Below are 13,686 nucleotides of genomic sequence, written 5' to 3'. Positions count from 1 at the left end.
CGCCCACGTGCGTGCGTGCGCGCTCGGCGTCAGGGAAGGACGGTCACCGCCGCCGCAGCCGAATCGGCGGGCCACAGCGGATACGAAGCCAGCGCGGATGCACCCGCGTACGCCACCGCGGCGTGGACCGGCGCGGTCGTCTCGAGGCGGTACACGCCGTCGGCGATCGGCAGGGCCACACTCGCCCCGGCACCGACCACGGCCGAGACCGGGCTCCCGCCGTCGACGGCGATGAGCGTGACGTTCGCCTCGCTCGCGCCTCCGGCGAGCACCACCGACGCTCCGCCGCCCGGGGCCACCGCGATGACGCTCGGGTCGACGATCTCGGGGGCGGCGGCGTACCAGGCGAAGTCGGCCCCCTGCCCGAACCCCGTGGTCGACCAGGTCGCCCCGACGACGGGCTCGGTGGACGTGACGTTCACGGTGTATGTCCCTGCCGCGATGCCCGACAGATCGATCGAGAGCGGCAGCGCCGCCGTCAGCGGAACCTCGATGGGGGCGGGCGCGGTGGCCGCGGCATCCACCGGGACGAGGGTGACGGTCGCCGTGGCGTCGGCACCGGGCGCCAGCAGACGCAGGAGAGTCGCCGCCTGGCCCGCGGCCGTCTCGATGACCTGCACGCCCGGCATGACGAGCCGGGTGTCGGCCTGCGCGATCGGCGCCACCTGCTCCACGCCCCCGGGAAGGAGCACGCGCGTCACGCTCGCCTGCAGAGCGGCGTGCACGGGTGCGCCCGTCGAGACGACGCGCACGACCGGGCTCTCCTCGCCCAGCAGCAGACCCGCGAGCGGAACGACTCGGCGCTCACCCGCCGCGACCACGATGTTCTGGCCGCTCGGCGGCGTCGAGACGCCCTGGGCGCCGTAGACCGAGAGCTGCACGGTGGCCGGCACGCTGCCGGGGTTCGCGAGCTCGATGAGGTCGTTGGCGCCGGTGGTGCTCGCCCCGCCGACCAGCCACGACTCCGCCAGCGGCGGACGGCAGGCGGATGCCGCGAACCCGACGAGGTCGTCGGAGGCGGCGGTGGCGGAGGTCGCCGCGGCGAGGGAGGACCGGATGCCGTCGCGCGGGGCGGCGCGCAGCACCGGCGCGTCACCGTCGGCGGAGCCGGTGGCACCGCTCAGCGTGTCGGTGGAGGCGCCGGCGTCGGCGGGCCCGCTGACGATGTCGGAGGCCGACGCCGAGCTGAGACCGCCGGCGGAGTCCGCGCTGCGGCCCAGGGCCAGCAGCGGCCCGTCGCACGCGAGAACGGTGTCGCTCGGGGCGGGGGTCGTCTGCAGGCGCACCGGTTCGGCGCTGTACTGCGGCCACGGCGCGGCGATCGCGGCGACCGTGCCGACGACGGCGGCGGCGGCGACGGCGGCTCCCGCCACGAGGCGGGCGCTGGTGGCGGCGTAACGGACGATGCGGCGCTCGCTCATCGCGAACCTCCCGGATTCGGCCCGACGATACGCGGGGTGCGCCGGGCGACGCGCCGCGAGGCGGCGGTGGGAACGGCGAGAAGGAGCGCGACGACCAGAACGGCGAGCGATCCCAGCGCGACGAGGCGCTGCAGCCCGATGCGGTGGTCGTCCAGCGGCGCACGCGGAGCGACGGCGGTGTTCACGCGCCAGAGATCGCCGCGAGAGGTCGCGCCCACCGGGTCGAGCAGATCGCGCTGGTCAAGCGACGTCGCCGCTCCCAGTCGATCGCCCAGGGCCACGTCACCCTCGCCCGAGGGCGCCGACTCCAGCAGAACGAACCCGATGCCGCGCTGCGCGAGGCGCGCGACGGCGTCGTCGGTCGACGGCGACACCAGGTCGACGGCGAGGGCGGCGAGCTCCCGATCCTGCGCGCTGGCGGAGGTGCGGGTGGCCTCGAGGGTGCTCTGGCCCGACAGGGTGGCGCTGCCGCCCCAGACGACCTGCACGCGCAGGCCGTCGGCGCGTGGATCGAGGACGAGCGTGCCGATGGAGAGCGACCCGCGACCTTCCGCGGCGATGAAGGCCGGCAGCGTCGACACGGGACCGTTCGTCAGCGCCGTGCGGTCGCCGCCGGCGTCGGAGAGCTGCGCGGTGAGCGCCGGTGCGACCGCGACGGCGAGCGCCAGCACCGCCGCGAGGCCCCCGATCGGCCGCAGCACCCGCGCACGGTCGGGGATGCCGGCATCCAGGGCGACGACGGCAGCCCCCACGAGACCGATCCACGCGAGGCTCAGACCCGCGCCGGGCCAGAGCGACACCGGCACCGAGTCCGCGAACGACACCGCGATGCCGATCGCGGCGAACGCCGTGGCCAGGCCCGTGGCAGCGACCACGATGAGGGCGGATGCCGTGATCCAGCGCGGCGTGAGCACCGACAGCACCGCCAGGACGGCGAGGGGCGCGATCAGCAGTCCCACCCACCACACGGGGTGGCCGAGCAGGCTCGCCCATCCGCCCGGGTCGGAGGTGGGGAAGCCCGCCGCCAGGAGAGCCCTGCCGATCGGATCGGCGGAAACCTCCGCGCCCGCGTACGGCACACCCGGGTCGGCGAGCAGGCCCCACGCGTTGCCCGCCCGCACCTGCGACCACACCAGTGGCGCGAAGACGACGGCGGAGGGGATGACGAGCCACACGACGCGGGCGATGCCGCGCCCCGCGACCAGGGCGACGACCACGAGGGCGGCGCACCACAGCACGACGGCGGCGGGAGCGAGCGAGGGCGCGCAGGCGAGCACCACGACCAGGAGCACGGATGCCGCCCCGGCCGGCGCCCAGGAGCGATGGGCCACGCTGGCGGCGTAGAACAGCCAGGGCAGCAGCAGATGCACGAGGACGCCCGCGGGGCGGCCCTCGACGAGAGCGGACACGAAGGTCGGGGCGAGAGCCCAGGCGATGGCCGCGACGATGCGCAGGGGCGACGATTCGGTGACGCGGGTGGCGGCGAACCACCCGCCCAGAACCCCGAGCGGCAGCGCCAGCACCCACAGCACGACGAACGCGCGCGACGGGTCCCCCGGCGACAGGGTGCCGATCAGCGCGACGACGCCGGAGAACGGGTCGGCGGGGCCGACGGCATCCAGTCCGAGGGGTCGAAGACCCCAGGCGGCGTCCTGCCACAACTGCCCGACGTTCGCGCGCAGCGGCGCGAGGCCGCCGCCGCCCAGCACCGGCCACGCGAGCAGCGGGGCGAACAGCGCGACCGACACCGCCAGGGCGCCGAGGACCGTCCACGCACCGCCGCCGACGAAGAAGTGCAGCTCGCTGCGCACCGGCGCATCGGGGTCGCCGACGTCGCCCTGCCACCGCACACGCATCTCGGCGCGCGAGACGCGCAGCGGCGCGATCCGCGACCAGCCGACGGTGCGCACCGCTCGGATGCGGCGCCGCGCACGGGCGACGGCCGCCGGGCGTGCCATCACCAGCAGCGTCGCCCCCCACTCGGGCAGCACGCGGTGAGGCGCTTTCGTGACGAGGTGCGCCACGGTGCGCCACAGCGCCAGCGGAAGGAACGACAGCCAGTGCAGCGCCACCGTGGCCGCCGGGGCGTAGGCAAGGCGGCGGTGCAACTGCGCCGTGCGCGTGGCGAACGCGCGACGCCGGGCGCGCCGACGACCGCGTGCCATCGCCGCGACCCCGTCGCCGGCGACGGCGACCCGCGCGGAGGGGACCACCGCCACGAGCCGTTCGGCGAGGCGCGCACGCACGCCCAGGTCGAGACCCTCGTCGGCTCCGCCGAGCGCGGGGTCGAGTCCGCCGAGCGCCGCCCAGGCGTCGCGCCGCACGAGGATCCCGCGCACGTCGGCACCGAGCACGTCGGAATCGCGGTCGCGCTGGCCCTGGTCCAGCTCACCGGCGGCGAGTTCGACGGTGCCGCCGTAGCGGTTCATGCTCACACCGAGCGAGCGGATGACGTCGCGGTCGTCCCAATCCACGAGCTTGGGGGCGGCGATCACGAGGGGCGGCGAGAGCTCGAGGGCACCGGCGAGGCGTACGAGCGCCTCGGGGTCGGGGGCGGTGTCCTGCGCGAGGAGCCAGACCGCGTCGCCTGTCAGACGGGGCGTCGCCAGTGCCGTGGCGGTCGCGAACGAGGTGCCGGCGGAGGCGGTGATCACGCCCTCGGCACCGGACTCGGCCGCCAGGCGGGTCAGCTCGGCGTCGGGACCGCAGAGCACGATCGTGAGGGCGTCGACGGGGCGGGTCTGCGCGGCGAGCGCGGCGAGCGTTCGCGTCAGATGGTTCGCCGCGGGGGTGCGTCCTTCAGGACGCACGACGAGGATGGCGTGTACACGGTCGGGCATGACGCCGATCAGCCTAAGTCCGCCTCCGAGCGATCGCGGACGCCGCGCCGTCGGCGGGCGGATCGCTCAGCCGCGCGGATCAGGCGCGACGCTTGAGCTTGCGGCGCTCCCGCTCGCTCAGACCGCCCCAGATGCCGAAACGCTCGTCGTTCTGCAACGCGTACTCGAGGCATTCGCTCTTGACGTCGCACGAGGTGCAGATGCGCTTGGCATCGCGCGTGGAGCCGCCCTTCTCGGGGAAGAACGCCTCGGGGTCGGTCTGCGAGCACAGCGCATCGGTCTGCCACGCGAGGGTGTTCTCTTCGGTGGCGTCGATGTCGCGACGCACCCCGGGAACGCCGAGGTCGACCGGGTCTACGAACCAGTTGTCCGGAACACCGGACCGGTACTGCGACGTCGCCATATCATCCTCCCCCTCGTTCGAGCCCCCATGACGCGGCCTGCGCGTAGAGATAATTACACCCGTGTGATTCGGATTGGTCAAGTCGCGGATCGTAAACCCTCAAGGGCGACGTGAACCTTCAGGCCGCGCCACGGCGTGTCGCGGTCAGGCCCCCGGCATCGCGACGAAGACCTCACCGGCGCCGTCGCTCGTCAACGGCGACTCGTCGGGGGTGACGAGTGCGGCCTGACCGGGCGCGAGCGTCACGCTCTCGCCCGAGGCGCCGGTCAACGTCGCGGATCCGGCGACGCCGAGCGCGATCGAGACGCCCCGCAGATCGAGCTGCGAAGAGGCGCCCGGCACGAGGTGGCCCAGCGCGAAGTCGGCGATGCCCGGGGCGAAGACCTCGGCGCCCTCCCCCGCCGTCGTGGGACGCAGATAGGGCGGCTCAGCCGGGCGGAAGTCGACGAGCGCGAGCAGTTCGGCCACGTCGATGTGCTTGGGCGTGAGCCCGCCGCGCAGCACGTTGTCGCTCGCCGCCATGATCTCGACCCCGAGCCCCTCGACGTACGCGTGCAGCACACCCGCGGGGACGAAGATCGCCTCCCCCCGGCGCAGGGTCACGAGGTTCATCAGAAGGGCGACCACGATGCCGGGGTCGGCCGGGTACGCGGTGTGCAGCGACCGCGTCAGCTCGAGCTCGGCCGCGAACGCGGCGGAATCGGTGGATGCCGCGGCATCCACGATCTGCGCGATCTCGGCCGCGTCGGCCTCGCCGAGGAGCCAGCCGATGGTCGCACGCAGCGCCTCGGAGGCGTCGTCCACCGACAGGTGGGCGCGGAGCGTCGTGACCGCCGGCGCGTCGCCGAGGGCGTCGACGAGCGCCCGCGTCCGCGCGATGTCGCGCAGACCCGCGAGCGCGGTGAAGGTGTCGCTGAGGGCGACGATCACCTCGGGCTTGTGGTTGTCGTCCTTGTAATTGCGCGACCCCGCGTCGCGCGCGACCCCGGCCTCCTCTTCGCGGGCGAAGCCCTCGACAGCCTGCTCCTTGGAGGGGTGCACCTGGATCGACAGCGGTGCGCCCGCCGCGAGGAGCTTCAGCAGGTACGGGAGCTTCGCGGGCACGTCGTGCTCGCGGGCCGTGGCGGGCAGCCACGCGTCGAGCGTGCGCTCGGTACCGTCGTGCACCTCGGCGGGAGAGCCGGGATGATCGCCGAACCAGATCTCCGCCTCGGGGGCGCCGGTGGGCTCGCGTCCCTCGAGATCGGCGATGAGTGTCGGGCTGCCCCAGGCGTAGTCGCGGGGCGTGTTCGAGATCGCAACAAGCACGGGCGTCAGCCTAGTGGGGCCGCCGAACGCCTCCGGATGCCGAGCGGTAGCCTGAACGCATCATGGCGATGTACACGAACCACCCCGTGTCGGCCCTTCCGACCGCACCGCCGCGGGAGACGACCGGGCACCTGCTGCTGCGGGCGTGGTGCGTCTTCGTCATCGTCCTCGCGCTCGGCGGTGTCGGCCTGGTCAATGCCGCGGGCGCCGTCGTCGCGGCGGTCGTCGCCGTGGCCTCGGCCGTGGTCTCCGCGGTCGTCTGGGTCGTCACGCGACCGCCGGTGTCGGTCAGCCGTCTGCCGTGGATCGCATTCGGCTACGTCGCCTGGGCGACGGCGTCGATCGCCTGGAGCGCCTGGCCCCTGGCATCCGTGCTCACCTTGCTGCTTCTCGTCATCACCACGTTCCAGGGGCTGTTCGTGGGCGCCGTGCTCACCTGGCGCGACGTCGTGCGAGCGGTGACCGACGCGGCGAAGTGGGTCGTGGGACTCTCGCTCGTCTTCGAGGTGGCGGTGTCGCTGCTGGTGCGCGGCCCCCTCCTGCCCGGGTTCGTCGTGCCCGCCGAGCGCATGGACCCGGTCCTCTACTGGTCGCGCGACAACCTGTTCGACGGGGGGCGCATCCAGGGCATCTTCGGCAACGCGAACCTGCTGGCCGCCGTCATGCTGCTGGCGATCATCGTCTTCGGCGTGCGGATGGCCGCCGGCGCCCCGCGCCGTGTGCTTCTCATCATCTGGACCGTGCTCGCGGGATTCCTGTTCGTGCGGGCGGGCTCGCCGACCGCGTTCATCGCCGCGGCGTTCGTGGCCCTCGTCCTGGGCACCGTGCTGCTCATGCGCACGGCCCGGCGCCCCGGCGAACGCACCCGCTGGTACCTGCTCTACGCGGCGATCGGCCTGGGCGGGGGCGCCGCGCTCTGGCTCGGTCGCGAGACGGTGTTCGGCGTGCTCGGCCGCGGGGCCGACCTGCTCGGCCGCGAGGGCATCTGGGCCGACGTGGCCGAACGTGCACAGCAGCGACCGCTCGCCGGGTGGGGGTTCTCGACGCCCTGGGTGCCGACGGAGCCGCTCATCGACGGGTGGATCGTCGACCACGGACGCACGGTCGTGCAGGCGCACAGTGTCTGGCTCGACGCGTTCCTGCAACTCGGCGCCGTCGGCGTCGTCCTGCTGGTCCTGGTCTTCCTCGCCTTCCTCTGGCGCTCGTGGTTCTTCGCCGTCGATCGCCCCCGCTGGGACCTGCGCGACGACCGGCCGTACTCACCGCTGACACTGCTGCCGACCCTGATCGGCGCGTTGCTGGTGGTGCAGGGCCTCACGGAGTCCGCCCCGTTGATGCTGTGGGGCTGGATGTTCGTCATCCTGTTCGGCTCCAAGATCAAGCAGACGCCCTTCGTCGGTCACGGCCCCGGCGAGATCAGCGCGTCGGTCGAGGGCGGCGAGCGGCAGAGGTAGAGGCCCCGGCGGCCACCGGGGGTGCGCAGACACGCCGGGTAGACTTCCCGCTGGCCGTCCGCGGCCGCGGCTCCTAGACGAAAGACCCCTTCGTGACGTACACCCTGCAGAACGCCGTCCTTCCTCTCGACCGCGATCCCGACCTCCTCCCGCTGTACGTCGATCCCGAGACCTGGTCGACGATCGACGAGGAGCCGGTGCGGGTCACCAACGTCGCGCAGCTGGCCAACATCCTCGACCGTCGCCGCGCGCGCATCGTCGCCGGCCGCCGGGTGTCGTTCGGCACGTACTTCAACGCGTTCCCGGCGTCGTACTGGCAGCACTGGACGGGTGTGCGCCAGGTGCGCCTGACCGTGCGCACGTCGGGGGATGCCACGGTCCTCGTCTACCGCTCGAACGGCGGCGGCACCAAGCAGCGCCTCGACACGCGGGAGGTGCGGGGCGAGAACACGGCCACCGCTTTCGACCTCGTGCTCGATCAGTACAGCGACGGCGGCTGGATCTGGTTCGACATCGCCGCCGATCGCTCCGACGCCACGTTCGAGGGCGCGGAGTGGACGACCGAGCACGAACCGGTCCGCGACGGCAGGGCCAGCATCGGCATCACCACGTACAACAAGCCCGACTACTGCGTCGAGACACTCGGGGCCCTGGCCGACGCCCCCGACGTGCTCGACGTCGTCGACCGCGTCTTCATCATCGACCAGGGCACCGACCTCGTCGAAGCGCAGGACGCCTACCCCACGGTGGCGGAGCGGCTCGGCGAGACGCTGCAGATCATCCGGCAGCCCAACCTCGGCGGATCCGGAGGCTTCGCCCGCGCGATGATCGAGACCCTGGCACGCGAGGGCAGCGACTTCGTCCAGCTCCTCGACGACGACGTGCGCATCGAGCCCGAGTCGATCCGCCGGTCGGTGGTGTTCGGCCGCTACGCATCGGTCCCCACCATCGTCGGCGCCCACATGTTCGACCTGCTCGACCGTCCGAAGCTCCACGCCTGGGCCGAGGTCGTCGACGACGCGCCGTTCATGTGGCGGGCGCTCTTCCAGGAGCGCCTTCCCCACGATTTCAGCGTCGCGAACCTCCGCCAGTCGCCCCTGCTGCACATGCGGCTCGATGCCGATTACAACGGGTGGTGGATGTGCCTCATCCCCACCAGCATCCTGCGCGAGATCGGCCTGTCGCTCCCGGCCTTCATCAAATGGGATGACGCCGAGTTCTGCGTCCGGGCTCGGGATGCCGGCTACCCCACCGTCTCGATGCCCGGCGTCGCGCTGTGGCACGTGTCATGGGTCGGTAAAGACGATTCGATCGACTGGCAGGCGTACTTCCACGCGCGCAACCGCATCGTGGCGGGGCTGCTGCATTCGCGCTCACCGCGGGGCGGCACGCTCATCCGACACAGCCGTCGCGTCGACCTGAAGCACCTGATGATGATGCAGTACTACCCCGTGGAGCTGCGGTTGCGTGCGTTGCGCGACGTGCTGTCGGGACCGGATCACATGCGCGCGAACCTCGCCACGGCCATGCCCGACGCGCGCGCGGTGGCCAAGAAGCACCCGGAGACGACGATCCACAAGGACTCGGGCGTCCCCCTGCGATCCCGGCGGGGCCGACAGGTCTTCAAGCGGTTGAAGCAGCACCAGTACGACAGCCCGACGGGAATCGCCCTGCGCACCTTCACGGTACGCACGCTCCTGTCGCACTGGCTCCACACGCCGAAGCCTGAGAACATCGCTCAACCCGAGGTCGAGTTCGGCAAGGGCGACGCGAACTGGTGGCGCGTTCCGCAGTACGACAGTGCCCTGGTGAGCGCCGCCGACGGCTCCGGCAAGAACATCTACACGCGCGATCGGGCGATGTTCCGCCGCATGCTCGTGGACAGCTGGCGTCTGCACCGCCGTCTGCAGCGGGAGTGGCCGCGCCTGTCCCGCCAGTATCGCCAGGCGCTGCCCGACCTCGTCTCCGAGCGACAGTGGCGCGCGACGTTCGAGGAGCTCTCATGACTGCCTTCGATCCCGCGACCGCCACGATCGTGGTCGTCACCTACAACCGCACGCACCTGCTCACACGTCTGCTCGAGAGTATCGAGCGGATGTCGCCGGCACCCGGGCACCTGGTGATCATCGACAACGCCTCCACCGATGACACGACGCAGGTCGTCGAATCCTTCCGCGACCGCCTCCCCACCGAGCTGGTCTACCGCCGCCTCGAGACGAACACCGGCGGATCGGGCGGTTTCAGCGAGGGCATGCGCGTCGCCTACGAGCTCGGCTCCGAGTGGATCTGGCTCATGGACGACGACGTCGAGGTCGTCACCGACGGGCTCGCCCGCATGGGCGCGTGGGCCCCGCGGTTCCGCAGCATCCAGGGCCGCCGCTACGACTACGACGGCAGCGAGTTCTACTGGCAGTACCGCATCGCCGAGTCGATGGCGATCCCGATCCCCTATGCCCCCGCAGCATTCGACGAGTCGGGTTTCAAGCCCATGAACTCGGGATGCTTCGAGGGCATGTTCATCCACCGCGACATCGTCGCGAAGATCGGCCTGCCCGATCCCCGCTTCTTTATCTACTGGGACGACCAGCTCTACGGCTGGCTCGCATCCCGCGAGACGCCGTCGGTCATCGTCAATGAGTTCGTGCTGCGCCGCACCCGCGAGATCAAGCAGTGGGACATGGGCATCCGTCACATGAACGCCTCGAGCGACGCCTACCGGTACTACATCATGCGCAACCGCGCCTACCTGCAGAAGTACTACCGGGCGCTCGGCGTCTACCGCGCGCTGCCCTTCACCGCGGGAACGGCGCTGACCTTCGTCAAGGAACTGATCCGCCTCGTCGTCGTGGAACGCAAGATCAGCGGCACGAGCCACCTGTTCCGCGGACTCCGCGACGGACGCGTGATCTCGCGCGACGGCTCATGGACGCCCATGCCGCCGCTGGAGACGCAGCCCGTCGGCTGATGCGTCGCGGGCTGCCGCTCTCGCTCGATCCGCGAGGTGGCCGTCGCTGATCAGCCCAGCTGCGCCGGAAGCTGCTCGGCCATCGACGGTCCGAGCGTGCGCGCGTAGATGCGCGTCAAGTGGTTGTCGTCGCGGTACACCGCGACGTTGCCGATCACGCCCACGCACAGGTCGTCGGGGCAGATCCACGGCGTGAGGTCGAGCAGGCTCACGCCTGGGCGCGCGAGGGCGTCCGCGGGGTTGCTGTCGGCGAGAGAAGCCGAACGGGGCACGGCGCAGTCGATCGGGTCGGCAGCATCCACGACGCACCCGAACATGTCGAATGCGAAGCGGGGGTTGTCTCGCACGGCGAGCACGTCGATCCCCGCCGCCTGCATCCGGTCGACGAATCGGTCGACACCGGGGCGGACCTTCTCGTCGTCCTCGCCCGCGTCGGACCGGGTCACGACGGTCATGACCGCGTCGGGCTTCACCCGCTCGACCAGCCCGATCGCCGCCTCGCGCCAGCCCTCGCAGCGCTCGTCCATGCCGGGTTCGTCGAGGCCCATCGAGCATCCGCCCTTGATGAGGTGGACGACGCCCCATCCGTTCGTCTCGGCCGCCGGCAGCAACGCCGCCGTGATCTGCTGCGCGTGCGAGTCGCCGATCACCGCGATCGTGCGGCGCGCACGCGCCGTGTGAGCCGTCTCGGAGCAGGTGCCGATCAGCTCCTCGGCGTCGGTTGCCCAGTCGCCCGTGCACTCCCGTCCGAGTTGCGTCCACTCGGCGTCGAGCAGCGTCGCCAGCGGGAGCATCGGCGCATCGGCGGGAATCTCCGCCAGCGCCGGATCACGCAGCACCGCGGCGCCCGGATTCATGACCTGGGCGCGCGCCTCGACCTCGCGTTCGTGCAGCCACGTGGTCGTCTGCCATGCGCCCACCGGCACCGCGACCACCACGGCGGCCGCGGTGAGCACGGCGACGGGCACGAGAGGCGATGCGTCGTTGCGCCGCCACGCTCGCACTGGCCGGTCGACGGCCCATGTCAGCGCCCGCGCCAGCATCAGGGACAGCACGACGATTCCGAGGCCGCCCACGAGTCCGATCTCGGTGCGATCGTTCACGACCATGAACGTCACCAGGATCGGCCAGTGCACGAGGTAGAGCGCGTAGGCGTCGCGACCGAAGGCACGCACGGGGCGGGATGCCAGAAGCCGGGCGGGTCCGAAGCGGTTCTCGCCCGTTCCCGAGGCGACGATGGCCGCCGCGCACAGCACCGGCCACAGCGCCAGGAAGCCGGGGAAGCCCCCGCGCACGTCCAGGACCATACCGAGCACGAGCAATCCCGCCAGCCCGGCCCACCCGACGACGGCTCGCAACGCCACCCCGAGGCGCAGGTGCGGCAGAGCGACGACGAGCAGCGATCCGGCGGCGAACTCCCACAGCCGGGCGCCCGTGTCGAAGTACGCCACCTGCTGCGCGGTCGCCGTGCGGATCACCGAGTAGACGAACGAGAGCGCGAACACCGCCCCGAACACGGTGCCGACGACGCGGTCCGGCGACAGCCCCCGCCGACGGACGACGACCTGGCACAGGCCGAGCAGCACGATCCACAGCGCGAAGGCCTGCCCCTGAACCGACATCGACCAGAAATGCTGCAGCGGACTCGGCATCTCGGTGCGCGCGTAGTAGTCCACGGCATCCGCCGCCAGCAGCCAGTTCTGGGAGTAGGTGAGCGATGCCCAGGTCTGCTCCCACACCGGGCGCCACGTCGTCTCGGGATACGCCGCCCACACCACGACCAGGACGCCGACGAGGGTCACCGCGGCCGCCGGCAGCAACCGGCGGAAGACACCCAGCATGTGCGTCGCCGGGCGTACGGGCGTGGGCCCCGCCATCCTGCGGACGAAGCCACGGGTCAGGAAGAAGGCCGACAGCATGAGGAAGACGTCGACCCCACCCGACACCCGTCCGAACCACACGTGGTACGAGACCACCAGCAGGATGGCCAGGGCGCGCAGTCCGTCGATGTCGGGCCGGTACGCCCAGCGTCCCTCGTCGGCCCGGTCAGCGTTCCCCGACAGGGGCCTTGACCCGAGAGTCAGACGCACGAGGGAGTCACGCGAGCTGGTTGTTCCACATCGACAGCGCCGCACCGATCGCCATGTGCATGTCGAGGTACTGGTAGGTGCCGAGGCGCCCGCCGAAGTGCACGTCGCGCTCGCCCTTGGCCAGCTCGCGGTAGGCGAGCAGGCCGGCGCGGTCGTCGGCGGTGTTCACGGGGTAGTACGGCTCGTCCGCGCGCGTGGCGAAGCGGGAGTACTCGCGCACCACGACCGTCTTGTCGGTCGGGTACCGGTCGGCGCGCTCGGGGTGGAAGTGCTTGAACTCGTGGATGCGCGTGTAGGGCACGTCGGCGTCGGCGTAGTTCATCACGCTGGTGCCCTGGAAGTCGCCGATAGGCAGCACCTCCTGCTCGAAGTCGAGTGTGCGCCACGACAGCTCGCCCTCGGCGTAGTCGAAGTAGCGGTCGACGGGCCCGGTGTAGACCACGGGCACCTGGCCGACGGTGTCTTTCTTGTTCAGCGGCTGCGACTCGTCGAAGTAATCGGTCGACAGCTTCACCTCGATGTTCGGGTGATCGGCCATGCGCTCCAGCCACGCGGTGTACCCGTCGACGGGGAGCCCCTCCCACGTGTCGTTGAAGTAGCGGTTGTCGTAGGTGTAGCGCACGGGCAGACGCGAGATCACCTCGGCCGGCAGATCTTTCGGGTCGGTCTGCCACTGCTTCGCCGTGTAGTCGCGGATGAACGCCTCGTAGAGAGGGCGGCCGATGAGCGCGATGCCCTTCTCCTCGAGGTTCGCGGCATCCTTCGCGTCGAACTCCCCCGCCAGCTCCTGCACGAGCGCCTTCGCCTGGTCGGGCGTGTAGGCCGCCTGGAAGAACTGGTTGATGGTGCCGAGGTTGATCGGCAGGGGGAACACGACGTTCTTGTGCGTCGTGTAGACGCGGTGGACGTAGTTCGTGAACTTCGTGAAGCGGTTGACGTACTCCCACACCGTCGGGTTCGACGTGTGGAAGAGGTGCGCACCGTACTGGTGCACCTCGATGCCGGTCTCGGGTTCGTCCGCCGAGTAGGCGTTGCCGCCGATGTGATGACGACGGTCGATGACGGTGACCTTGCGACCCGCGGCCGCGGCACGCTCGGCGATGGTGAGGCCGAAGAAGCCCGAGCCGACGATGAGGAGATCCATGAGAGAGGGCTTTCGAGTCGGATGCCGGGGCTCACCCCCGAGAGAAACGTCCGCTCGATAC

General features: G+C 71.4%; 9 protein-coding genes. 3 read left to right on the top strand and 6 right to left on the bottom strand.

The window, feature by feature from the left end; all coding sequences use genetic code 11:
- Window positions 1–29: 29 nt before the first annotated feature.
- The 4 genes from AS029_RS08185 to manA form a co-directional block, all read right to left on the bottom strand.
- A complete protein-coding gene (locus tag AS029_RS08185) occupies window positions 30–1,421 on the bottom strand; it encodes a DUF5719 family protein (RefSeq protein WP_058232112.1) in 1,392 nt (463 codons plus the stop codon).
- Window positions 1,418–4,261 (bottom strand): glycosyltransferase, encoded by a 2,844-nt coding sequence (locus AS029_RS08180; protein WP_058232111.1) that lies wholly within the window; start codon window positions 4,259–4,261, stop codon window positions 1,418–1,420. Before AS029_RS08180 ends, AS029_RS08185 begins: the two co-directional genes overlap by 4 nt.
- Before the next feature lie 79 nt (window positions 4,262–4,340).
- Window positions 4,341–4,664 carry a WhiB family transcriptional regulator gene (locus AS029_RS08175; protein WP_058232110.1) on the bottom strand — a complete coding sequence of 108 codons (324 nt, stop codon included), beginning with the start codon at window positions 4,662–4,664 and terminating at the stop codon, window positions 4,341–4,343.
- 144 nt (window positions 4,665–4,808) lie between these two features.
- Window positions 4,809–5,972: a mannose-6-phosphate isomerase, class I gene (manA, locus tag AS029_RS08170; protein WP_058232109.1), complete on the bottom strand. Its 1,164-nt coding sequence runs from the start codon at window positions 5,970–5,972 to the stop codon at window positions 4,809–4,811.
- A 62-nt stretch (window positions 5,973–6,034) separates the two neighbouring features.
- Here manA and AS029_RS08165 point away from each other — a divergent pair, with 62 nt between their 5' ends.
- The 3 genes from AS029_RS08165 (at window position 6,035) to AS029_RS08155 (ending at window position 10,391) form a co-directional block, all read left to right on the top strand.
- Window positions 6,035–7,426: an O-antigen ligase family protein gene (locus AS029_RS08165; protein WP_058232108.1), complete on the top strand. Its 1,392-nt coding sequence runs from the start codon at window positions 6,035–6,037 to the stop codon at window positions 7,424–7,426.
- A gap of 92 nt (window positions 7,427–7,518) precedes the next feature.
- On the top strand, window positions 7,519–9,432 hold the full coding sequence (locus tag AS029_RS08160) for a glycosyltransferase (protein ID WP_058232107.1): 1,914 nt from the start codon (window positions 7,519–7,521) through the stop codon (window positions 9,430–9,432).
- The gene (locus AS029_RS08155; RefSeq protein ID WP_058232106.1) at window positions 9,429–10,391 is read left to right on the top strand and encodes a glycosyltransferase family 2 protein; all 963 of its coding nucleotides are present in this window, start codon (window positions 9,429–9,431) and stop codon (window positions 10,389–10,391) included. Before AS029_RS08160 ends, AS029_RS08155 begins: the two co-directional genes overlap by 4 nt.
- Before the next feature lie 50 nt (window positions 10,392–10,441).
- Here the strand turns inward: AS029_RS08155 and AS029_RS08150 are convergent, their stop codons facing one another.
- Together AS029_RS08150 and glf are read right to left on the bottom strand one after the other, a co-directional pair.
- The gene (locus AS029_RS08150) at window positions 10,442–12,481 is read right to left on the bottom strand and encodes an acyltransferase family protein (protein ID WP_167345250.1); all 2,040 of its coding nucleotides are present in this window, start codon (window positions 12,479–12,481) and stop codon (window positions 10,442–10,444) included.
- A gap of 7 nt (window positions 12,482–12,488) precedes the next feature.
- Window positions 12,489–13,625: a UDP-galactopyranose mutase gene (glf, locus tag AS029_RS08145; protein ID WP_058232105.1), complete on the bottom strand. Its 1,137-nt coding sequence runs from the start codon at window positions 13,623–13,625 to the stop codon at window positions 12,489–12,491.
- Window positions 13,626–13,686: the final 61 nt, after the last annotated feature.

It is taken from the genome of Microbacterium enclense (genome assembly GCF_001456955.1).
GTDB lineage: Bacteria > Actinomycetota > Actinomycetes > Actinomycetales > Microbacteriaceae > Microbacterium > Microbacterium enclense.
This window is presented reverse-complemented; position numbering and strand designations above follow the sequence as displayed.